The organism is Streptomyces sp. NPDC053076 (assembly GCF_044546845.1).
In the GTDB taxonomy this organism is placed as follows: Bacteria; Actinomycetota; Actinomycetes; order Streptomycetales; family Streptomycetaceae; genus Streptomyces.
This window is the reverse complement of the sequence record NZ_JBITZL010000001.1, coordinates 627,693-649,463: the sequence shown is the minus strand read 5'-3', so window position 1 is coordinate 649,463 and position 21,771 is coordinate 627,693. Positions and strand designations below refer to the sequence as shown.

Genomic DNA, 21,771 nt, shown 5'->3' with positions numbered 1-21,771 from the left:
GGAGTTCAGATGCGCTCGACGATGGTGGCGATGCCCATGCCGCCGCCGACGCACAGCGTGGCGAGGCCGTAGCGCTTGTCCTGGCGCTCCAGTTCGTCGACGAGCGAGCCGAGGATCATGGCGCCGGTCGCGCCGAGCGGGTGGCCGAGGGCGATCGCGCCGCCGTTGACGTTGACCTTGTCCAGGGACAGGCCCATGTCCTTCACGAAGCGCAGCACGACCGCGGCGAACGCCTCGTTGATCTCGACCAGGTCGATGTCGTCGATGGTGAGGCCGGCCTTGGCCAGGGCCTTGCGGGTGGCCGGGGCGGGGCCCGTGAGCATGATGGTCGGCTCGGAGCCGGAGACGGCCGCGGAGACGATCCGGGCGCGCGGGGTGAGGCCGTGGCGCTCGCCGACCTCCTGGGAGCCGATCGCGACGAGCGAGGCGCCGTCCACGATGCCGGAGGAGTTGCCCGCGTGGTGGACGTGGTCGATCTTCTCCACCCAGTGGTACTTCTCCAGCGCGACCGCGTCGAAGCCGCCCAGGTCGCCGATGTCCGCGAACGACGGCTTGAGCTTGCCGAGGGAGTCCGCGGTGGTGCCGGGGCGCATGTGCTCGTCGTGGTCGAGGACGACGAGGCCGCTGCGGTCCTTGACGGGGACCACCGAGCGGTCGAAGCGGCCTTCCTTCCAGGCGGTGGCGGCGCGCTCCTGGGACAGGGCCGCGTACTCGTCCACGTCCCGGCGGGAGAAGCCCTCGATGGTGGCGATCAGGTCGGCTCCGATGCCCTGGGGGACGAAGTTGACGGTGAGGTTGGTCATCGGGTCGTTGAACCAGGCGCCGCCGTCCGAGGCCATCGGGACCCGGGACATGGACTCGACACCGCCGGCGAGGACCAGGTCCTCCCAGCCCGCACGGACCTTGGCCGCGGCCAGGTTGACGGCCTCCAGGCCGGAGGCACAGAAGCGGTTCTCCTGCACGCCCGCGACCGTGTCCGGCAGCCCGGCGGCGATCGCGGCGATGCGGGCGATGTCGGAGCCCTGGTCGCCGACGGGGCCGACGACACCGAGCACGATGTCGTCGATCGCGGCCGGGTCCAGGCCGGGGAAGCGGTCTCGGATCTCGTGGATGAGGCCGACGACCAGGTCGATGGGCTTCGTGCCGTGCAGGGCGCCGTTCGCCTTGCCGCGGCCGCGCGGGGTGCGGATCGCGTCGTACACGTACGCTTCGGTGCTCACTGATGTGCCTTTCGGGAGGTGGGCCGAGCGGGTGGCGGGTCAGCCGCCGTCGGTGACCAGGTCGTCGGGGTCGTCGGCGGGGTGGGCCGGTATGCCCCAGTCCCGGACGACCGCCGCCGTGTCCGCGCCGGGCCGCGCGGGGCCGGTGCGGATGGTGGCGGGGGTCGCGGAGAAGCGCGGGGCGGGGGCGGGCTGGGTGATGCCGCCGTGGTCGGTGAAGGTGCCGCGGGCGGCGAGATGCGGGTGGGCCGGGGCCTCACGCAGGCTCAGGACGGGGGCGACGCAGGCGTCGGAGCCGGCGAAGACGTCGGTCCACGCGTCCCGGGTACGCGACCTGAAGGCGGCGGTGATCCGTTCGCGCAGCTCGCCCCAGCGGGTCCAGTCCTTGCGTGCGGACGCCAGGTCGTCGAGGCCGAGCAGGCGCAGGAACTCCTCGTAGAACTTGGCTTCCAGGGCGCCGACCGCCATGTACCCGCCGTCGGCGGTCTCGTAGGTGCCGTAGTAGGGGCAGCCGCCGTCCAGGAGGTTGGCGGCGCGCCGGTCCTGCCAGCCGCCGGCGGCGAGCATGCCGTGGATCATCGCGGACAGGTGGGCCGTGCCGTCGACGATGGCCGCGTCGACCACCTGGCCGGTGCCGGTCGCACGCGCGTGGTGCAGGGCGGCGAGGACGCCGACGACCAGGTAGAGGGAGCCGCCCGCGTAGTCCCCGAGGAGGTTGGCGGGCACGGCGGGGGGCTCGTCCGGCCGGCCGATCATGCCCAGCGTGCCGGTGAGCGCGATGTAGGCGACGTCGTGCCCGGCGCGGTCGGCCAGGGGACCGTCCTGGCCCCAGCCGGTCATGCGGCCGTAGACCAGGCGGGGGTTGCGGGCGTGGCAGTCCCCGGGACCGACTCCGAGCCGCTCGGCGACGCCCGGCCGGTAGCCCTCGACGAGGATGTCGGCCCGCTCGGCCAGGTCCAGGACCCGCGCGGGGCCGTCCGGCGCCTTCAGGTCGACCACGATCGAGCGCTTGTTGCGGTTGGTGACGTCGTAGGCCGGGTCGATGGCGAGGCCCACGCCGTCCGGACGGTCCACCCGGACCACGTCCGCACCCAGGTCGGCGAGCAGCATGGCGGCGAACGGGCCCGGCCCGATGCCGGCCAGCTCCACCACGCGCACGCCGGAGAGCGGACCGGTACCCGGCGCCGGTGGCTTCCCTGCCGTTGTCATGCGTACAGCCCCCAAGGGTGTGTGACACAACTGATGTAACACCGGTGATGCTAAGAACGTGTTCCACCGGACACAAGACCTCAACGAGCAAGCGCTTAGCCAAGTGCCCGACGCCGGGGCCTTCGCCCGGGAGAGTGAACGGTCCCCGCATGGCCCTCGCCATGAGCATGCGGCCCGCCGGGGGGAGGTGCACCCTCCGGTTCACCTAGGTCGCGGTCTCGCCCCACGGGAGCCCACCGGCCGCCCCGGCGGGAACGCGGGTGCTTTCTCCCGCTTCTTCAGGGCATTCCTGGCTACGGCCACCGCTGCCTCCGGGCTGGTCTTCGAACTGCGCACCTCTCACGCTAGCCTCGGCCACCGACAGCGGCGCGTGCTGCGCGGCGGGCCGCGAGACAAGGGGTGTCATGAGCAGGATGAGCAGGACGGACCGTCCCTACGACCTCGTGCTCTTCGGGGCCACCGGCTTCGTGGGCGCGCTCACGGCCCGGCATCTCGCCGCGCACGCGCCGCGGGACCTGCGCTGGGCGGTCACCGGCCGTGACGAGCGGAAGCTGGAGCGGCTGCGTGAGAGCCTGCCGGGCGGCGCGGACGTGGGTGTGCTGCGAGCCGACGTGGGTGAACCGGCCACGCTGCGCGCCCTCGCCGAGCACGCGCGCGTGGTCGCCACGACCGTGGGGCCGTACGTGCTGTACGGCGAGGCACTCGTCGCCGCCTGCGCCGACACCGGTGCCGACTACCTGGACCTCACCGGCGAGCCGGAGTTCGTGGACCTGATGTACGTCCGGCACGACGCACGCGCGCGTGAGACGGGCGCGCGCCTGGTGCACGCCTGCGGCTTCGACTCGGTACCGCACGATCTGGGCGCGTACTTCACCGTCCGTCAGCTGCCCGAGGGCGTGCCGCTGACCGTGGACGGCTATGTGACCGTGGACGCGGCCTTCTCCGGCGGCACTCTCGCCTCGGCGCTGAACCAGCTGGCCCGCGGACGCCGGATGCTGGCGGCCGCGCGCGAGCGGGCCCGGCACGAGCCGCGGCTGCCGGGCCGCCGGGTGACGGCGCCGACGGGCGCGCCGAGGTTCGCCGCGGAGGTCGGCGCGTGGGCCCTGCCGCTGCCCACCATCGACCCGCAGGTCGTGCGCCGTTCGGCGCGGGCGCTGGAGCGGTACGGCCCGGACTTCCGCTATCGGCACTACGCCGCCGTGCGGCGCCTGCCGGTCGCCCTCGGCGGGGTCGCGGCCATCGGCGCGGTGACGGCCGCGGCCCAGCTGCCGCCCGCGCGGCGCTGGCTGTCGGACCGGCTCGAGCCGGGTGACGGACCGAGCGCCGAGAAGCGGGCGAAGAGCTGGTTCACGGTGCGCTTCGTCGGCGAGGGCGGCGGACGGCGCGTGTTCACCGAGGTCGCGGGCGGCGACCCCGGATACGACGAGACGGCCAAGATGTTCGCCGAGGCCGCCCTGTGCCTGGCCTTCGACGACCTCCCGCCCACGGCCGGGCAGGTCACCACGGCCGAGGCGATGGGCGACGCCCTGACGGAGAGGCTGCGCGCGGCCGGGATCACCTTCCGGGTGGCGGCGGAACGCTAGTCGGCCGTGCCGGAAACCGACCCGGTACGTGGGAGACCGACTCGGTGTGCGGGAGAGCGCTGAACCGGTCTGCCGGGAGGTCGGCGCGGGCTGTCAGGCGGTCGGCGTCCGGCGGGTCGTCGAGTCCTGGACCGGGCCGCCGGCCCGGTCCGCTGTCGCCTGCCGCAGGGCCTGCCGGCACAGTGCGTCCGCCCGTCGGGTGGTCTCCGGGAGCCGGAACCGCGGGGTCAGCGCCAGGGTGTGCGCCAGGGCGCCGGGCAGGCTCACCCGGTGGCCGACGGAGACGAAGACGGGTTTGACGCCGTCCCGGGTACGCAGGGCTCTGCCGACCTCCTCCGCCCCGGCGAGCAGCGGTGCGGAACTGCCCCGCGCCGGCTCCGGCTCGTCGTACGTGAAAGTGAAGGGGTTCTTGGCGACACCGATGGTCGGCAGGTCCGTGAGCACGCCCAGGTGGCTCGCCAGGCCGAAGCGGCGCGGGTGGGCCAGGCCGTAGCCGTCGCACACCACCAGGCCGGGCGGGCACGGCAGCCGGTCCAGGGCGGCGCGGACGGTCGGGATCTCACGGAAGGCGAGGAGACCGGGCACGTAGGGGAAAGAGACCCGGCCGACGGCCGTCGCCTCCGCGACGACCTCCAGGGTGGCCGCGTCCAGCACGACGGCCGCCGCCGCGACCAGGTCGAGTTCGTCGTCGTAGGCGACGTCGACCCCCGTGACGCGGCCCGTCCCGGGCGGCGGTCCGGGCGCGTCGAGCACCACGCGTCCGCGCAACTCCTCCTGTACGGCGCGGGCCTCTTCCTCGGTCGCGGGCCAGCCCGCGGGTACGCCAACGATCGTCATGCCGGGTGACTGTACGGGGCCGCCGCGCACCGGCGGCCCGGCGGGGGTGGGCCGACGATCATGTCCATCATCAAGCCCGCCGCACCGAGCGGAGGGTGGGGCGAACCCGCGTCGCGGCACGGCACAGGGGCCGGCTCCCGTACGGCGGTCGAACCCGGCGTCGCCGCGCGGCACGGGGACGGCCGGCTCCCGTACGGCGGTCGCACCGCGTGCGGGAGCCGGGGCGGAAGCCCGCACCTCTCTTCCGTGAGAGGTCTTCGTGAACCGCCTCGCACCCGGCGGATCAGCCCTTCTTACGGTTCAGCGCGCGCTGCAGCTCGTCCTTGTTCATGTGCGAACGGCCTTCGATGCCGCGCTGCTTGGCCTCGTTGTACAGCTGGTCGCGGGTCGGGCCCTGCGGGCCCGTCCGGTTGCCCGACCGCTGACCGCCGCGCTTGCTGGACGACATGTCCTGGGTCGAGCTGCGGCTGGCGGTCTTGGACTCGCCGGAGCGGGCGCGTTCCTTGTTCACCGTGCGCGCGGCGATCTCCTTGGCGCGTCCGGCGCTCTCGCCCCGGTCCTGGGCGCTCTCCTTGATGTGCTCGTACTGACGCTCGCGCTTGGGGCTGGAACCGGCTGGCATGATCGCTCCTTTCCTTTGCGGCAGGAAACGAGTACCCGCGTTCCACGGCAGTTACCTCATCGTTCCGCCGCGGCGTCATCATTCCACCGCCATCGCACGATTACAGCCGTTCTCAACACCTCCATGCGATGAGATCCCTTTTCAGCGGATCTGCCCGGCCAGAGCCGCTTTCACCACAGCCGCAGGGTCCAGCCGCCGTCTCATCGCTCCAGCCGCGCCACCCGCCCTTGTTCGCCGGCCGCCCAGCAACTCAGGTCGGGCGTGCAGGTCACGGTGTCGTACGAGCCGGTGTCGATCGTCCGCCAGCTGCGGCCGCCGTCGGTGGTCAGGTCGGTGCCGGTCGGGCCGACGGCCAGCGCGACGGCGCGGCTGTGCGGAAGCCAGGCGGCACCGGAACGGTACGCGGGCGGAGCGGTGACGGCGGGCCGCCAGGTACGGCCACCGTCGGCCGTGACCGCGGCGGCTCCGGGCGAGGGCCGGCCAGGGCGGTAGTCGCCGCCGACAGCGACGCCGTGGGTGCGGTCCCGGAACGCGAGCGCGAAGACTCCCTTGGCCGGATCGGCCGCGGGGACCGGTGTGTCGGCGGCCGTCCAGCTCAGTCCCCGGTCGGCGGAGTGCAGTACGCGCGCGTGGGCGCCGCCTCCGGTGGCCAGCCAGGCGTCCTTGGGGCCGGAGGTGACCAGACACTGGCCGCTCGCGGCGAACCCCGCCTCGCCGTCCAGCGCGGGCGGCATGCCCGCCGCGGGCAGTACGCGCCAGGAGCGTCCGCCGTCGGCGGTGGACAGGATGCGGAACCTTCCGTCCACGGGGTCGCCCAGGGCGAGACCGTGGCGGCGGTCGAAGAAGGCGAGGCAGTCGTAGAAGGCCCTCGGATCGGTGTTGCGGAACGACTCCGTCCAGGTCGTGCCGCCGTCGTCGGTGCGGTAGACGCGGGACGCCTCGCCCTCGCCGATGGCCAGCACCACCGCGCGCCGCGCGTCGAACGCCGTCACGTCCCGGAACTCCAGGCCGGCCGCCCCGGGCGGAGAGACGTTCCGCCAGCTCGCGCCGCCGTCGGTGGTACGCAGCACCGTGCCGCCCGTGCCGGCCAGCCAGGCGGTGCGCCGGTCGACGGCCGCGAGGCCGCGGAATCGGATCTGCGGAGCGCCGGTGTCCTTCACCACCCAGTGCGCGGCTCCCCGGCCGTGCCCCGTCCGCTCCGCGCTCGGCCGGCTCGCGTCCATCCGCTCCACGCCCGCCCGGCTCGCGTCCACCTGCCCCACGCCCGGCCGGCCCCCGTTCGCCTGGCCGGCCTCTTGCTGTCCGAGCGGCCGGGCCTCGGCCCCCGGGACCGTCAGGACGGCCAGCGCCGCCGCGCCCGCCACCCCCGCCGCCACCAGCCGGTTCGCCCGTCTCCCGCGTCGCGTGCTCCCCAAGCGCCTCATGGCCGGCGAAGCTAGTCCAGTCCCCCGGCCCCGTCCAGAGGGCCGGTCGCGCAGGCGCCCCGCGAGGAACGCGTGGGAACAGCCGTGTGTCGCCTGTGCATGAAGGCGGTGACCGAGGTCACTCGTTGCGCGTGTGCACGCATCGGCCGTTTCCGTCGTCTCTTTCAGTACCGGGTGGCGCACATCCGGCCGCAGTCCAGCCGTCACGAGGGAGCAAGGCGTTGTCCACCGTCATCGAGCAGCCCGTAGAGGCACGTCTCGTCGCCGCCGCCCCGCGCATGCCGAGCATTCCCGCCATGCTGCGCTACGACCGGCGCGACCCGTTCGCGGTCCGCATGACGTTCCCGGCGCCGGCCACCCTGGAGGGTGTCGAGGTGTGCTGGACCTTCTCGCGTGAGCTGCTGGCGGCGGGGCTGCGGGAGGCCGAGGGCCAGGGTGACGTCCGCGTGCGGCCGTACGGGTACGACCGCACGGTGCTGGAGTTCCACGCCCCGGAGGGCACCGCGGTCGTACACGTGCGCTCGGGCGAGATACGGCGGTTCCTGGAGGCGGCCGACGAGCTGGTCCCCGTCGGCCTGGAGCACCTTCAGCTCGACCTGGACCACGACCTCGCCGAACTGATGCGGGACGCCTGCTGAGCACCACGCGCGCGTGAGGGACGCGTTCGGCTCGCCGTGTCCCGTTTAACGCTTTGACAGCCCTCCCCACCCCTCGTACGGTGTAGAGCGGTTCTGTTGCCGTCGATTGGAGAAGGACGTTGCTCGTCTGAGGTCCTGAGGCACCGCGTCGCACCGGTGAGGTGTGCGCGGCGTACGACCTCGGCGTCCGAGCCGTCCCTTTGGCACAGGCCCTTTTTCGTGGCCTCGTCCGTGCCCAGGCCCTTCGGTTTCCGCCTCGCGGTGTCTCGATACGCGTCAACCCGACCGCATCTTCCTCGCGAGGCGCCTCATGTCTGCTTCCCTCACCTGTACGTCCCTGTCCTTCACCTGGGCCGACGGCACCGCCGTCTTCGACGGCCTGGACATCGCCTTCGGCCCCGGCAGGACCGGGCTCGTCGGCGTCAACGGATCGGGCAAATCCACCCTGCTCAAGCTGCTGGCCGGGGAACTCACCCCGGCCGACGGCAGCGTGAAGGCGGCCGGTGAGATCGGCTACCTCCCGCAGAACGTCACGCTCGACACCGCGCTCCGCGTCGACCAGGCCCTCGGCATCGCCGAGCGGCGGGCCGCCCTGCACGCCATCGAGGCGGGCGACGTCGCCGAGGAGCACTTCGAGATCGTCGGCGACGACTGGGACGTCGAGGAGCGCGCCCTGGTCACCCTCGGCGAACTCGGTCTCGGCCACATCGGCCTGGACCGGACCGTCGGCGAGGTGTCCGGCGGTGAGTCGGTGCTGCTGCGGCTCGCCGCGCTGCTGCTGCGCCGCCCCGACATCCTGCTGCTCGACGAACCCACCAACAACCTCGACCTGTACGCGCGCCGGCGGCTGTACCAGGCGGTCGCCACCTGGCCGGGCGTCCTGGTCGTGGTCAGCCACGACCGGGATCTGCTCGACCTGGTCGACCAGATCGCGGAGCTGCGCTCCGGGGAGGTCGCCTGGTACGGCGGCAACTTCTCGGCCTACGAGGAGGCCCTGGCCGTGGAGCAGGAGGCGGCCGAGCGGATGGTGCGCGTCGCCGAGGCCGATCTGCGCAAGCAGAAGCGCGAACTGGCCGACGCCCAGGTCAAACTGGCCCGCCGCAAGCGGTACGGGCAGAAGATGTACGACCAGAAGCGCGAGCCGAAGATCGTCATGGGGAACCGCAAACGCGCCGCCCAGGAGTCCGCCGGCAAGCACCGCATCATGCACGAGGAGCGGCTCGCCGGGGCCAGGGAGCGGCTGGACGAGGCGGCGGAGGCCGTACGGGACGACGACGAGATCCGTGTCGACCTGCCGCACACGGCCGTACCGCCCGGCCGGCAGGTGCTCACCCTGGAGAACCTGGACATGGCCTACCACGCGCGCGTGCAGGGTGTTTTCGATCTGCGCGGGCCGGAGCGGATCGCGCTGGTCGGCCGCAACGGCGCCGGCAAGACGACACTGCTGCGGACCGTCGCCGGGGAGCTGGCGCCGGTGAGCGGCACGGCGACGGCCCACGTCCCGCTGCGGTTCCTGCCCCAGCGGCTGGACGTGCTCGACGACGGTCTGTCGGTCGCCGAGAACGTCGCCCGGTTCGCGCCGGGCGCCATCAACAACCGGATCCGGGCGCGTCTCGCCCGCTTCCTGTTCCGGGGCGCGCGGGCCGACCAGAAGGCGGCGACCCTGTCGGGCGGTGAGCGTTTCCGGGCGGCCCTGGCCGCGCTGATGCTCGCCGAGCCCGCACCCCAGCTGCTGCTGCTCGACGAGCCGACCAACAACCTCGACATGGCCAGCGTCCGGCAGCTGACCACGGCTCTGGAGTCGTACGAGGGCGCGCTGGTCGTCGCCAGCCACGACCTGCCGTTCCTGGAGTCGATCGGGATCACGCGGTGGCTGCTGATGGAGGGGGGAGAGCTGACCGAGACGACACGGGAGGAGCTCGCGGATCCGGCCTGACCGCCCTGCGGTGATCTCAGGTCGGGCACAGCCTGACAACGACGGGTTTTGCCCTGACCGGAGCTCCCTGCATGATGTCGGACCGGCGCCTTGTGCAGGGCGCCGGACACCGCACCCTCGCACCCGACCGATTCGAAAGGCCCCTCGTGCCCAGCAAGAAGGCCCTCGTCCGCCGCCCCGGCCCCCGACTCGCCGACGGCCTGGTGACGCACATCGAGCGGGAGAAGGTCGATGCCGGGCTCGCCGCTGAGCAGTGGCAGACCTACGTCGAGGCCCTCGGCGCGCACGGCTGGGAGACGATCGAGGTCGAACCGGCCGACGACTGCCCGGACTCGGTGTTCGTCGAGGACACCGTGGTCATGTACAGGAACGTGGCGTTGATCACCCGGCCGGGTGCCGAGTCCCGGCGCGCGGAGACCGCCGGGGTGGAGGAGGCGGTGGCCCGCCTCGGGTGTTCGGTGAACTGGATCTGGGATCCGGGCACGCTGGACGGCGGCGACGTTTTGAAGGTCGGCGACACCGTGTACGTCGGGCGCGGCGGGCGGACGAACGCGGCCGGTGTGCAGCAGGTGCGGGCGGCGTTCGAGCCGCTGGGCGCCCGTGTGGTGGCCGTGCCCGTGAGCAAGGTGCTGCACCTGAAGTCGGCGGTGACCGCGCTGCCCGACGGCACGGTGATCGGGCACATACCCAAGGTGGACCGGCCGTCGCTGTTCCCGGGCTTCCTGTCGGTGCCGGAGGAGTCCGGCGCGCACGTGGTGCTGCTCGGCGGGGGCAAGCTGCTGATGGCGGCGAGCGCCCCGAAGACGGCGGAGCTGCTGACCGATCTCGGCCACGACGTGGTGACGGTCGACATCAGCGAGTTCGAGAAGCTGGAGGGTTGTGTGACCTGCCTCTCGGTGCGTCTGCGGGAGCTGTACACCTGACCGGGTGATTCCGTCACCCCGGCAGCCCGGGGACCTGCGGGTCCCGGGGCTGTACGACATGCCGGAAGGGCCGTCCGGGTGGGCTGATCAGCGGGTTCTTTACAGTCGTCTTAACCTACGGCTTCGTAACCTACGGGTTCGTAGCCTACGATCACGTAGGTTTCCGGTACCGCTCGCCGGACCGTCCACTCCCCTTCCCCCTGTTCCGCGTCCCCCTGGAGTTCCTATGACGATCACCTCCCCTCATCTCGGCAGCACGTCCGTCTGGACCGACGCGCGGCTGCTGTACGCCCTGGAGGAAGTGGTCGAGCAAGAGCTGAACCGGCATCTGCAGGTCGCCAAGGACTGGATGCCGCACGAGTACGTGCCGTGGAGCGACGCCCGCAACTTCCCCGGCCTCTTCGAGGACGGGGAGTCCTGGGACAAGGAGCAGTCGAAGGTGACGGAGGTCGGCCGGATCGCCCTCGTGGTCAACCTGCTGACCGAGGACAACCTCCCGAGCTACCACCACGAGATCGCCACTCTCTTCGGGCGCGAGGGCGCCTGGGGCACCTGGGTGCACCGCTGGACGGCCGAGGAGGGCCGGCACGGCATCGTGATGCGTGACTACCTGCTGGCCTCGCGCGCGGTGGATCCGGACAAGCTGGAACAGTTCCGCATGGCGCACATGAGCGAGGGCTTCGAGTCCGACAACCGGCACTCGATGCTGCACTCGGTGGCCTACGTCGCCTTCCAGGAGCTGGCCACCCGGATCTCGCACCGCAACACCGGCCACCAGTCCGGGGACCCGGTCTGCGACCGCATGCTGGCCCGCATCGCGACCGACGAGAACCTGCACATGGTCTTCTACCGCAACCTGCTCAAGGCCGCCTTCGAGCTCGCCCCCGACCTGACCATGCAGGCGGTCCGGGACGTCGTGGTGAACTTCCGCATGCCCGGCCACGGCATCCCCGGCTTCGAGCGGGCCGCCGCGCAGATGGCGATCGGCGAGGTCTACAACCTGCGCATCCACCACGACGACGTGATCCAGCCGGTGCTGCGCTTCCTGAAGGTCCTGGAGATCGACGGCCTCGGCCCCGAGGGACTCCAGGCGCAGGAGGAACTCGGCCTGTTCATGAACGGGCTGGACACGGAGGCCGCGAAGTTCGACGAGAAGCTGGCCGCGCGGAAGGCCCGGATGGCGGCGCGCGCCGGGGGCTGACGCCCCGCAGGCTGGGCGGACCGTCGTGCGGGGTGGCCGGCGTGGCGTCGGGAGCGGGGCCGGCGGCGTGGGCGGACCGGGTCGGCCGGGGCCGCCGTCACTGAGCGGTGCGCCGGAGGGCGAGCCGCTCCTTCTCCGACAGGCCGCCCCAGACGCCGAACCGCTCGTCGTTGGCCAGCGCGTAGTCCAGACAGGCCGGACGCAGCTCGCACATGGCGCAGATGCGCTTCGCGTCGCGCACCGAGCTGCCGGGCTCGGGGAAGAAGAAGTCCGGCCCGGTCTGCGCGCACAGGGCCTGCGCCCGCCAGGTGTCGTCGGCCGGGGTGATGGTTTCGAAGTGCATGGCCAGGAGCCTGCCTCAGGGTGAAAAACGTTCGATCAACACCGGCTCAACGGCGGGCTCGGGCCTCCGGCCGCCCCGATGATGCTCCCCCGGGCCCGGCGCGCGCACGGCGGCGCGCGGAGCGGTGGGAAAACCGGGCGGACGCGCGCCGTCACACGTGGTGAGACCGGCGCGTCGCGGTGGTCCGGGCGCCGATTGCCGGTGGGCGGTGCCAGACTCGGCAGTGCACAGGAGCGGACCCTTTCGAGGAGTGCCGAGATGCTCACGACCCGTTTCGTCAACGGCGCGCCCAACTGGATCGACGTCGGCAGCCCCGACCTCGACGGCGCCACCTCCTTCTACGGCGCGCTCTTCGGCTGGGAGTTCCGGTCCGCGGGGCCGGACGCCGGCGGTTACGGCTTCTTCCAGCTGGACGGGAGAACCGTGGCGGGCGGCATGCCGACCGGCCCCGGGCAGGGACCGCCGGCCTGGACGGTGTACTTCCGGAGCGAGGACGCCCGAGCCACCGCCGAAGCGGCCCGACAGGCCCACGGCAGTGTGCTGCTCCAGCCGATGGACGTGATGGGCCAGGGCCACATGGCGGTCCTCGGGGACCAGGCGGGCGCGCCGTTCGGGATCTGGCAGCCGGGGCGGACCAAGGGCGTGGACGTGGCGGGTGAGCCGGGCGCGCTGTGCTGGGTGGAGCTGTACACGCCGGACATCGCGGCAGCCGCCGCGTTCTACCGCAAGGTGCTGGGCCTGGAGACCTCCGGGGTGCCCTTCCCGGGTGGGACGTACACCTGTGTCAATCCCGAGGACGCCGGGGACGACGCGATGTTCGGCGGGATGGTGCCGCTGGCCGACGCGCCCGACGAGGCGGAGGGCGGTCCGCACTGGCTGCCGTACTTCGAGGTGACGGACACCGACGCCGTGGTCGAACAGGCACAGCGCCTCGGCGGAGCGGTGCGGATGCCCGCGACGACCGTGGAGGGCGTGGGCCGCATGGCCAAGCTCGCCGATCCGTACGGGGTGCGTTTCGCGGTGATCAGGAGCGAGTCACCGCAGGGCTGAGCCCGCCCCCGCGCGCGACCGGTTCCGGGCCGGTCCACCGGCGTCCGACGGGGGCCGGCGGCTCGGGCCGCGGTCACGCGGAGGCGCGGCGTATCAGGGTGGTCGGCAGGATCACGCCCCGCCCCGGTGTGTCCTGGGCGCCGGCGGCCGGGTGCTCCCGGTCCCGGCCCTCGGACGGGCCGTGCAGCAGCAGACGTGCCATCAGCCGGCCCATCTCCTCGATGTCCTGGCGGACCGTCGTCAGCGGTGGATCGGTCTGCTCGGCGACCGGCACCATGTCGTCGAAGCCGACCACGGCCACGTCCTCGGGCACGCGCCGGCCGCTCTCGCGCAGTACCCGCAGGGCGCCGAGCGCAGTGAGGTCGTTGGCGGCGAACACGGCGTCGACGTCCGGGCAGCGGTCGAGGAGTGCGCGCATGGCGCGTTCACCGCCGGCCGGGGTGAAGTCGCTCTCCACGACCAGCCGGGGGTCGCTCTCCCCCAGGACGTCGGCCATGACGTCCCGGTAGCCGTCGAGCCGGTCCACCGCCGACGTCTGGTCCAGCGCGCCGGTGATGTGCGCGACGCGACGCCGGCCGAGGTCCACGAGGTGCCGCACCGCCGCGTGCGCTCCGCCCCGGTTGTCGCAGTCGACGTAATCCACGTCCTTGTCCGTTCCCTCCCGCGCGCGTCCCGGGCCGGTGGCGAGGGCGTCCTGGCTCCAGTCAGGGCGCCCGCCGAACACGGTGGGCACGCCGGCGGCACGGATGAGACCGGGCAGCGGGTCGTCCAGGTGCAGGGAGAAGACGAGCGCGCCGTCGACATGGCCGCCGGCGAGATAACGCGCCACGCGCGCGTGATCGGCGCGACCCTCCGTGAGCAGCAGCACCAGTTGGTTGTCGTGCGCGGTCAGTTCCTTGCTGATGCCGCGCAGCTGGAGGGCGAAGAAGGGGTCGGCGAAGACCCGGCTCTCGGGCTCGGCGATGACGACCGCGACGGCGTCATGCCGCCGGGTGACGAGGCTGCGGGCCGCCTGGTTGGGGACGTAGCCCAGTTCTTCCACGGCCCGCCGGACCCGCTCGGCCAGGGGCTCGCGGACCCCGTCGCCGCCGTTGACCACCCGGGACACGGTGGCCCGGGACACGCCGGCCCGTGCGGCCACGGCCTCCAGGGTGGGACGCGACACTGCCTCGGGCACTTCGGGACTCCTCATCGGCGGCTGGCGATCAGGATAGCCGCGGGGTGCCGGTCCGTCCGGTGCCCGAACGGGCCGGATCGAGCGGCTCGGCCCGGCGGGGTGCGGGCCGCCCCGGTCCCGGCGCCTGCGTCAGGAGGGCGGCTCGCGGCGCGCGCGGCTCGGCTGGACGCGTTTCGGTTCGCCGGGCATCTTCGGGTACTCGGGCGGATACGGCAGGTCGCCCAGGCCGTGGTCGTGCTCGTCGCGGCGGGCCAGCTCCAGCAGCGCGTCCAGGCAGTAGGCGTGGTCGTCCATGTCGGCGTGCACGTCGCCGACTTCGGCGAACCGCCCCGGCATCGTGGCGAGGTCGAAGTCCTGGGGGTGGGCGACACCGACCTCCTCCCAGCGCAGCGGCGCCGATACGGGGGCGTGCGGGCGGGGGCGTACGGAGTAGGCGGAGGCGATGGTGCGGTCGCGGGCGGTCTGGTTGTAGTCCAGGAAGATGCGTTCGCCGCGCTCCTCCTTCCACCACTTGATGGTCACCAGCTCGGGCATCCGGCGTGCCATCTCCCGGCCGACCGCGATCGCCGCGCGCCGCACCTGGGTGAAGGTCCAGCGCGGCTCGATGGGCACGAAGACGTGCAGGCCCCGGCCGCCCGAGGTCTTCGGCCAGCCGCGCAGTCCGCCGAACTCGTCCAGGACGGCCCGCAGTTCACCGGCGGCGCGGACCGCGTCGTCGTAGTCGGTGCCGGGTTGCGGGTCGAGGTCGATACGGAGTTCGTCGGGGTGGTCGACATCGGTGGCCCGGACCGGCCAGGGATGGAAGGTGAGGGTGCCGTACTGGGCGGCCCACACCACGGCCGCCTCCTCGGTCGGGCACATCTCGTCGGCGCTGCGTCCGCTGGGGAAGGTGATGTGGGCGGTCGGGATCCAGTCGGGCATGCCCTTCGGGGCCCGCTTCTGGTAGAACCACTCGCCGCCGACGCCGTCCGGGTAGCGCTCCAGGGTGGTGGGGCGGTTGCGCAGGGCGCGCAGGATGCCGGGGGCGACGGAGGCGTAGTACCGGGCGATGTCCAGCTTGGTGAAGCCCCGCTCGGGGAAGAACACCTTGTCCGGGCTGGACAGCCGCACGGTCCGGCCGCCCACCTCCAGTTCCACCGCATCACCCATGCGGCCACGGTAGGCGTACCGCACACGGCTCGCACACCGGGCGAACCCGTATGCATGCGAGCAGAATCGGATGCATGGATCTCCCCGTCATGCCGCCCGTGAAGCCGATGCTCGCCAAGTCGGTGGCGAAGATCCCGCCGGGGATGCACTACGAGGCGAAGTGGGACGGCTTCCGGTCGATCGTGTTCCGGGACGGGGCCGAGGTCGAGCTGGGCAGCCGTACCGGAAAGCCGTTGACCAGATACTTCCCCGAGCTGGTCGAGGCGCTGAAGGAGCGGCTGCCCGAGCGGTGCGTGCTGGACGGGGAGATCGTGATCGCGCGGAGCGGACGGCTGGACTTCGACGCGCTGACCGAGCGGATCCACCCGGCGGCCTCGCGGGTGCGGACGCTGGCCGAGAGGACCCCGGCCTCCTTCGTCGCCTTCGACCTGCTGGCACTGGACGACCACGCCCTGCTCGACGTGGAGCTGACCGACCGCCGCGCCCTGCTGGACCGGGCCCTGGCCGGGGCGACCCCGCCGGTACATCTGGCTCCCGCCACGACCGACATCGAGGTGGCCCGGCGGTGGTTCGAACAGTTCGAGGGCGCCGGTCTGGACGGGGTCGTCGCCAAGCCCCTCACCCTGCGGTATCTGCAGGACGAGCGGGCCATGTTCAAGATCAAACACGAACGGACGGCGGACGTCGTCGTGGCCGGGTACCGCTTCCACAAGAGCGGCCCGGTGGTGGGTTCGCTGCTGCTGGGGCTGTACGACGAGCACGGCCGGCTCCAGCACGTGGGGGTGTCGGCGGCCTTCGCCATGAAGAGACGCGCCGAGCTGGTCGAAGAGCTGGAGCCGCTGCGCATGGAGGACGTGTCCGGGCACCCGTGGGCCGCCTGGACGGACGAGGCCGCACACGAGAAGGCCCGGCTGCCCGGCGCCCCGAGCCGCTGGTCCGGCAAGAAGGACCTGTCGTGGGTGCCGGTGCGGCCGGAGCGGGTGGCCGAGGTGGCGTACGACCACATGGAGAACGGGCAGCGGTTCCGGCACACGGCCCGCTTCCGCCGCTGGCGCCCGGACCGTGCACCGGAGAGCTGCACATACGCCCAGCTGGAGGAGCCGGTGCGCTACGACCTCGCGGAGGTCCTCGGCGAGAAGGACCGCGACTGAGCAGCTGCGGCCACGGACACCGCGCACGAGCACGGCTACCGCCATGACCAGCGCCACCGCCACCGCCACCGCGGCCGCCACGGCCGCAGCGGCTACGGCTGCATGAGGATCTTGACGGCGCCGTCCTGCTTGCGCTGGAACATCTCGTACGCGTGCGGTGCCTCCGCCAGCGGCAGCCGGTGGGTGGCGAAGTCCTCCACGCCGAGCGGATCCTCGTCCGTCAGGTAGGGCATGATCCGATCGGCCCAGCGGCGGACGTTGGCCTGGCCCATGCGCAGCTGGATCTGCTTGTCGAAGAGGGTGAGCATCGGCATCGGGTCGGACATGCCGCCGTAGACCCCGCTGAGCGAGATGGTGCCGCCGCGGCGGACCAGATCGATCGCCATGTAGAGGGCGCCCATCCGGTCGACGCTGAAGCGTTCGGCGAGCGGGCCGCTGAGCTTGCGCGGCATCAGCGCGGCGGTCTGCTGGATGAGCTTGGCGGCGTGGCTGCCGTGGGCCTCGGTGCCGACCGCGTCGATCACGGCGTCCGGGCCCCGGCCGCCGGTCTCGTCCTGGATCGCGTGGACCAGCGCCTTCTCGCTGTCGAAGGCCCTGAGGTCGTACGTCTCCACACCGCGCCGGTTCGCCCGGGCGAGCCGCTCCGGGACCAGGTCGACGCCGAAGACCCGTTCGGCGCCGCGGGCCTTGGCGATCCGGCAGGCCATGTCGCCGATGGGGCCGAGCCCCAGGACGGCGAGGGTGCCGCCGGGCGGGACGGCGGCGTACTCGACGGCCTGCCAGGCGGTGGGCAGCACGTCGGAGAGGTAGACGAACCGGTCGTCCGCCGGACCCTCGGGCACCTTGATCGGTCCGAACTGCGCCTGCGGAACGCGCAGATACTCGGCCTGGCCGCCGGGCACAGCACCGTACAGGCGGGTGTAGCCGAACAGGGCGGCCCCCATGCCCTCGCCGGTGACCTGCGTGGTCTCGCACTGGGTGGGCAGCCCGGTGTCGCACATGAAGCAGTGCCCGCAGGCGATCTGGAACGGAACCACGACACGGTCGCCGGGCCGCAGGTCGGTCACCTCGGAGCCGACCTCCTCCACGATCCCCATGGGTTCGTGGCCGAGGATGTCACCCGGGGTCATGAACGGGGTGAGTACCTCGTACAGATGCAGGTCGGAGCCGCACAGCCCGGTGGACGTGACGCGGATGACGGCGTCCGTGGGTTCCTCGATCCGTGGATCGGGCACGTCCTCCACCCGGACGTCCCGCTTGCCCTGCCAGGTGACTGCCTTCATGGATCGCGCTCCCTTGCTCACGTGCGACTGCGTCCCGTGTGCGGTGGCGTCCGGGTGCCCGTGCCCGCCGCGCGTCCGGTGGGTGGCCGCCGGGTACCCGTGCCCGCCACCGTCGAACCCCGGCCCCCGCCGGACCGGCGGCGACCGGGTGTGGCCGGCGACGAGCCCGGGGAGCGCACCCGTGCTCGTCGTACCGGCAAGGACGCGTACCGGCGCCAGGAAGCCGCCCCGGACGAAGCCCGCACTGCGAGAAGCCGGCGCCGGGAGGGAACCGGGTCATGTGGGGGCGGCGCCCGTACGGGTGCGATCAGCCCAGGGCGGCCGTCGGCTCGGCCGGGTTGCGCAGGTCCTCGGCCGCGTCCGCGACCCTGCGGATCAGATCGAGGAACAGGGCCTGTTCCTCGGCGGACAGCGTTCACCGCCCGCTTCCAGGACTTCGGGTGGTCCGGCCCGCGGGATCAGCCCGTGCGAGTCCGTCGCCGACGGGACGCCGGGGTGCCGTCTCCAGGCCCCGGGCGTCCGACGGGGGGTGGGCTACGACGGGACCCGGCATGTGCCGCCGGCCCCCGGGCCGACAACCGGCGCCCCGTGGCGGCGATGTGGCGACGACCGTGCGGCGGCGCCGGTTCGGCGGTCGTGCGCCGGGCGGCCGACGGCGGGTCAGTGCAGGCCCCGCCCCGTCTCCAGCACCTCCCGTGCCTGGGCCACCAGACCCTCCGCGCCGCAGGCGCGGGCGAGGTCGAGGCCCCGGTTGAGTTCCGCGATCGAGCGGGCGGCGATGCCGTACTCGACGCGGGCCGCCGCGTGTTCGAACTGGCAGGGCGATGCCTCCAGGTACGTCACGGCGCGGGCGGCGAGCTGTACCGCGCGCTGCCCCGTCTCCAGGGCGGCGGCGCAGCGCAATGCCTCGCCGATGGCGGTGTCCGTGCCGAACCGCTCGGCCTGCCGGCGGGCGTCGGCCGCGAGCTGGGCGGCACGGGCCGGGTCCTGCCCGGCGAGGGCCTTGGCCAGGTCGACGGACCAGGGTGCGAGGACCGGGTTGTGACCGCCGCGGGAGGCGGCGGTCTTCTCGGCGGCCTCCAGTTCGTTGACGCCCTCCTCGGTACGGCCGACGGCGAGCAGCAGCCGGCCGCGTACGGAGCGGATGTCGGGCAGCACGATGGTGGACGGGTACGGCGGCGCGAAACCGTACTGTTCGGCGACCGACCACGCCTCCGCGACCCGCCCGCGCGCCAGCAGGGTGTCGACCAGGCCGCAGGTGGACGACCAGTACAACGGCAGGCGGCGGCCGACCCGTTCGGCGAGGACCAGGCCCTCGCGCAGGGTGGACTCGGCGTCGCGCAACCGGCCCTGTCTGCGGTAGGCGAGCCCGAGGAAGGCGTTGGCCAGGGAGAGATGGCCGCCGCGCCAGCCGGCCGAGGTGTAGACGCGCCGGGCCTCGGCGAACAGGCTTTCCGCGCGGTCGAGCCGGTCGGCGTAGGCGTACGCGCTGCCGAGCATCATCAGCAGTTCCATGCCCCACTCGGGGTCGGTCCAGCCGAGGCCGGGCGCGAGGCGGCCGTTGACGAGGGCGCGGTCGCACAGTTCGATGACCACGTCGGCGCTCTCGCCGTGGGTCATGGCGTCGAAGCCGCGCAGGATGAGCAGGGCGCGTTCGGCGTTGTCGCGGCCGGTGCAGGTGCTCGCCAGCTCGGCCAGCCGCCGGGAGCGGGCCGGGGAGACGGTCTCGCCGTGGATGCCCTCCCACATGAACTGGAACGCCTGCAGCCGCATCCGGACGGAGCCCGCCTCGTGCCGGGCGGCTTCGGCCTCGACCGTGCGAACGGCCTCCTCCAGCTGGTCGTTGTGGAGCAGCGCCTGGGAGAGGCGGACGACGGCGTCGACCCGGTCGTCCCCGTCGAGGCCGGACATGCCGAGCGCGCTCTGCAACTAGTCTATGGTGCCCGCGGGGTTGGTCAGGAGGGTGGCGCAGCCCAGTTCGTACAGGACGTGCGCGTGCACCTCGGGCCGGGGCGGCTCCTCCAGCGCGCGTTCCAGGCAGCGGCGGGCCGCGTCCGGCGCGCCGACGGCGAGGTGTTCGCGGGCGGCTTCGCGCAGCTGCTCGACGAGTTCCTCGTCGTCGTCCGGGTGCACCTTCAGCAGGTGCCGCGCGGCCTCGGCGGCACCGCGGCCCAGCTCGGTGATGATCTGCGCGGCGACGCCGTGCATCGCGGTGCACACGCCGGGCGGGATGGAGTGGTAGACGGCGGTGGCGATGAGCGGGTGGACGAACTCCAGCTCTTCCGCGTCCCGTTCGGCGCCGGCGGACGGGTCGGGCGCGGTGAGGATGCGGCCGTCGCAGAGGAGTTCGGCGCAGTGCCGGGCCAGCTCGTCGTTCATGGTGGCGAGACGGGCGACCATGTCGACGGTGATGCCGGTGCCGAGGATGGCGGCGGCCCAGGCGAACCGGGTGGCCTCCAGACCGAGTCCCTTGAGCCGGTCGACCAGTCCGCCGCCGCGGGCCTCGCGGTTGAGCGCGCGCAGTTCCCCGGCCTGGGCCTCGACGGGCTGAAGCTCGCTGGACTGCACCTTGGCGAGGAGTTCGACGGTGTCGTAGGGATTGCCGCCGGTGACGGCCCAGACCTCGCGGCAGAACGCGTCGTCGGCGTGCCGGCCGAGGGTGGCGCGGGTGAGCCCGGCGGTGGCGTCCGGGGTGAGGGCGCTGAGGTTGTTGACGGGACGGCCCGCGGCCTCGGCCACCGCGTCGAGCAGGCGGGCGCTGTCCGCGCCGGCGTCTCCGGGACGGCGGGCGACCACGACGAGGACGGACACGTCGTCCAGGCGTTCGGCGAACGCGGCGAGCCAGCGCAGGGTTTCCTGGTCCGCCCAGTGCGCGTCGTCGAGGAGCAGCACCAGCGGCCATTCGCGGCGGGCGAGCCGGCGCACCGCCGCGACGAGTCCGTCGCAGACGTACTGCGGGTCGGCGCTGCCCTCCTGCGGGTCGGTTATGCCGAGGGCGGGGCCGGCGATCTCGTACCAGTCGCCGAGGTACTCGCGGGCCTCCTCGGGCAGTAAGGACAGCAGCGCCGGCTGGAGCAGCTGCCGTACGACGTGGAACGGGACGGATTTCAGTGTCTCGGCGCCGCGGGCGGACCAGACGGTGCAGCCACGGCGTTCGGCGATACGGCGGGTCTCGGCCAGGAGCGCGGTCTTGCCCAGCCCCGCCTCGCCGCGCAGGACCAGCACGCTGCCCGCGGACGTCTGGTCCGCGCACAGGGCGTCGAGTGCCTGTGCGACGACGGCGATCTCGGCGTCCCGCTCCCACAGGGGAGCCGAGCCGACCGTCGGGGGCCGTCCCTCCGTCATCCCGTTACCTCCCCAGGTCGCCCGAATGACGTACAGACACCGAGCGTAGCCGTCCGGCCGGTCCTGTGGTGGCCGGTCGCGGCAGCTGTTGCCCGGCCGGGTGAAGGAGGGTGCGGGCAGGCGACACCGCCCGCGGCCCGACCAGCGGACGGAGCGTCAACCGCGCCTGGGGTGAGGCCGCCGGGGGCGAGTGCGGGGGGAGCGCCGGAGGCACTTCGGAGAGGCTCGGAGAGGTCGAGGCGGCACAGGCCCGCACGGGGCACTTCGGAGAGGCCCGGAGACGTCGATGCGGCGCAGAGTCCGCACGGAACGGCCCAGATCCACCTCGGCCACGCCGAAGGCGACATGACGCCCGAGGCCCTCGGCGAGCTCAACCAGGCGCTGGATGCCGCGGGTGTCGGCCACACCTGCGAGATCTACCCCGGCACCGTCCACGGCTTCGCCATGTCCGACACCGACGCCTTCGACCCTGCAGCGCTGCAACGCCATGGGGACCGCCTGCTGCCCCTCCTCGGCCGCACCCTGGCCACCAGCTGAGGCTCCGGCCCGGAAACCGAACCCGGCATACATGGCTCCGGGGTCCGCGATCTCCCGGTGACAGTGGTGGGAGCCGACGCCGATCGATCAGTGCCTCGGGAGACGTGGACGGCGGCCGTGGACGGCGTACTCGGAGAAATCCC

16 protein-coding genes and 3 pseudogenes are annotated in these 21,771 nt (G+C 73.0%); 8 read left to right on the top strand and 11 right to left on the bottom strand.

Annotation, left to right across the window (positions count from 1 at the left end):
- Window positions 1-5: 5 nt before the first annotated feature.
- A complete protein-coding gene (locus ACIGYR_RS02785; RefSeq protein WP_391842019.1) occupies window positions 6-1,220 on the bottom strand; it encodes an acetyl-CoA C-acetyltransferase in 1,215 nt (404 codons plus the stop codon).
- Between the two features lie 39 nt (window positions 1,221-1,259).
- Window positions 1,260-2,429, bottom strand: coding sequence for a CaiB/BaiF CoA transferase family protein (locus ACIGYR_RS02780; protein ID WP_399605392.1), 1,170 nt, complete (start codon window positions 2,427-2,429; stop codon window positions 1,260-1,262).
- Window positions 2,430-2,833: 404 nt separating this feature from the next.
- Here ACIGYR_RS02780 and ACIGYR_RS02775 point away from each other — a divergent pair, with 404 nt between their 5' ends.
- Window positions 2,834-4,012 (top strand): saccharopine dehydrogenase family protein, encoded by a 1,179-nt coding sequence (locus tag ACIGYR_RS02775; RefSeq protein ID WP_399605394.1) that lies wholly within the window; start codon window positions 2,834-2,836, stop codon window positions 4,010-4,012.
- Window positions 4,013-4,105: 93 nt separating this feature from the next.
- Here ACIGYR_RS02775 and ACIGYR_RS02770 read toward each other — a convergent pair whose 3' ends face one another.
- From ACIGYR_RS02770 to ACIGYR_RS02760, 3 genes are all read right to left on the bottom strand, one after another.
- A complete protein-coding gene (locus ACIGYR_RS02770) occupies window positions 4,106-4,849 on the bottom strand; it encodes an endonuclease V (protein WP_399605395.1) in 744 nt (247 codons plus the stop codon).
- 283 nt (window positions 4,850-5,132) lie between these two features.
- Window positions 5,133-5,471, bottom strand: coding sequence for a plasmid stabilization protein (locus ACIGYR_RS02765; protein WP_391842011.1), 339 nt, complete (start codon window positions 5,469-5,471; stop codon window positions 5,133-5,135).
- Window positions 5,472-5,671: 200 nt separating this feature from the next.
- Window positions 5,672-6,694 carry a WD40/YVTN/BNR-like repeat-containing protein gene (locus ACIGYR_RS02760; RefSeq protein WP_399605736.1) on the bottom strand — a complete coding sequence of 341 codons (1,023 nt, stop codon included), beginning with the start codon at window positions 6,692-6,694 and terminating at the stop codon, window positions 5,672-5,674.
- A 422-nt stretch (window positions 6,695-7,116) separates the two neighbouring features.
- Between ACIGYR_RS02760 and ACIGYR_RS02755 the strand changes: the two genes are divergently transcribed.
- From ACIGYR_RS02755 to ACIGYR_RS02740, 4 genes are all read left to right on the top strand, one after another.
- The gene (locus ACIGYR_RS02755; RefSeq protein WP_391842007.1) at window positions 7,117-7,533 is read left to right on the top strand and encodes an SsgA family sporulation/cell division regulator; all 417 of its coding nucleotides are present in this window, start codon (window positions 7,117-7,119) and stop codon (window positions 7,531-7,533) included.
- A 310-nt stretch (window positions 7,534-7,843) separates the two neighbouring features.
- On the top strand, window positions 7,844-9,469 hold the full coding sequence (locus ACIGYR_RS02750) for an ABC-F family ATP-binding cassette domain-containing protein (protein WP_399605398.1): 1,626 nt from the start codon (window positions 7,844-7,846) through the stop codon (window positions 9,467-9,469).
- A 146-nt stretch (window positions 9,470-9,615) separates the two neighbouring features.
- Entirely contained in the window at window positions 9,616-10,392 is a 777-nt protein-coding gene (gene ddaH, locus ACIGYR_RS02745; RefSeq protein WP_391842003.1) for a dimethylargininase, read from the top strand.
- Window positions 10,393-10,618: 226 nt separating this feature from the next.
- On the top strand, window positions 10,619-11,593 hold the full coding sequence (locus tag ACIGYR_RS02740; protein WP_399605400.1) for an acyl-ACP desaturase: 975 nt from the start codon (window positions 10,619-10,621) through the stop codon (window positions 11,591-11,593).
- A 97-nt stretch (window positions 11,594-11,690) separates the two neighbouring features.
- Here the strand turns inward: ACIGYR_RS02740 and ACIGYR_RS02735 are convergent, their stop codons facing one another.
- Window positions 11,691-11,936: a WhiB family transcriptional regulator gene (locus ACIGYR_RS02735; RefSeq protein ID WP_391841999.1), complete on the bottom strand. Its 246-nt coding sequence runs from the start codon at window positions 11,934-11,936 to the stop codon at window positions 11,691-11,693.
- 258 nt (window positions 11,937-12,194) lie between these two features.
- Between ACIGYR_RS02735 and ACIGYR_RS02730 the strand changes: the two genes are divergently transcribed.
- The gene (locus ACIGYR_RS02730) at window positions 12,195-12,986 is read left to right on the top strand and encodes a VOC family protein (RefSeq protein WP_391841998.1); all 792 of its coding nucleotides are present in this window, start codon (window positions 12,195-12,197) and stop codon (window positions 12,984-12,986) included.
- A gap of 73 nt (window positions 12,987-13,059) precedes the next feature.
- Here the strand turns inward: ACIGYR_RS02730 and ACIGYR_RS02725 are convergent, their stop codons facing one another.
- Together ACIGYR_RS02725 and ligD are read right to left on the bottom strand one after the other, a co-directional pair.
- Window positions 13,060-14,178 carry a LacI family DNA-binding transcriptional regulator gene (locus tag ACIGYR_RS02725; protein ID WP_399605403.1) on the bottom strand — a complete coding sequence of 373 codons (1,119 nt, stop codon included), beginning with the start codon at window positions 14,176-14,178 and terminating at the stop codon, window positions 13,060-13,062.
- A 114-nt stretch (window positions 14,179-14,292) separates the two neighbouring features.
- On the bottom strand, window positions 14,293-15,312 hold the full coding sequence (ligD, locus tag ACIGYR_RS02720; RefSeq protein ID WP_399605405.1) for a non-homologous end-joining DNA ligase: 1,020 nt from the start codon (window positions 15,310-15,312) through the stop codon (window positions 14,293-14,295).
- 74 nt (window positions 15,313-15,386) lie between these two features.
- Here ligD and ACIGYR_RS02715 point away from each other — a divergent pair, with 74 nt between their 5' ends.
- Complete coding sequence (locus tag ACIGYR_RS02715; protein WP_391841992.1) at window positions 15,387-16,463, top strand: ATP-dependent DNA ligase; 1,077 nt, start codon at window positions 15,387-15,389, stop codon at window positions 16,461-16,463.
- A gap of 92 nt (window positions 16,464-16,555) precedes the next feature.
- Here the strand turns inward: ACIGYR_RS02715 and ACIGYR_RS02710 are convergent, their stop codons facing one another.
- The 3 genes and pseudogenes from ACIGYR_RS02710 to ACIGYR_RS02700 all read right to left on the bottom strand — a co-directional run bounded on the left by ACIGYR_RS02710 (window position 16,556) and on the right by ACIGYR_RS02700 (window position 21,091).
- Window positions 16,556-17,746, bottom strand: coding sequence for a zinc-dependent alcohol dehydrogenase (locus ACIGYR_RS02710; RefSeq protein WP_391841990.1), 1,191 nt, complete (start codon window positions 17,744-17,746; stop codon window positions 16,556-16,558).
- Window positions 17,747-18,053: 307 nt separating this feature from the next.
- Window positions 18,054-18,158: pseudogene (locus tag ACIGYR_RS02705) on the bottom strand (MarR family transcriptional regulator); the annotation flags it as partial.
- 248 nt (window positions 18,159-18,406) lie between these two features.
- Window positions 18,407-21,091, bottom strand: a pseudogene (locus ACIGYR_RS02700) (ATP-binding protein).
- 255 nt (window positions 21,092-21,346) lie between these two features.
- On the opposite strand from ACIGYR_RS02700, the pseudogene ACIGYR_RS02695 reads away from it, so the two are divergent.
- Window positions 21,347-21,628 (top strand): annotated as a pseudogene (locus tag ACIGYR_RS02695) (dienelactone hydrolase family protein); the annotation flags it as partial.
- Window positions 21,629-21,771 lie beyond the last annotated feature (143 nt).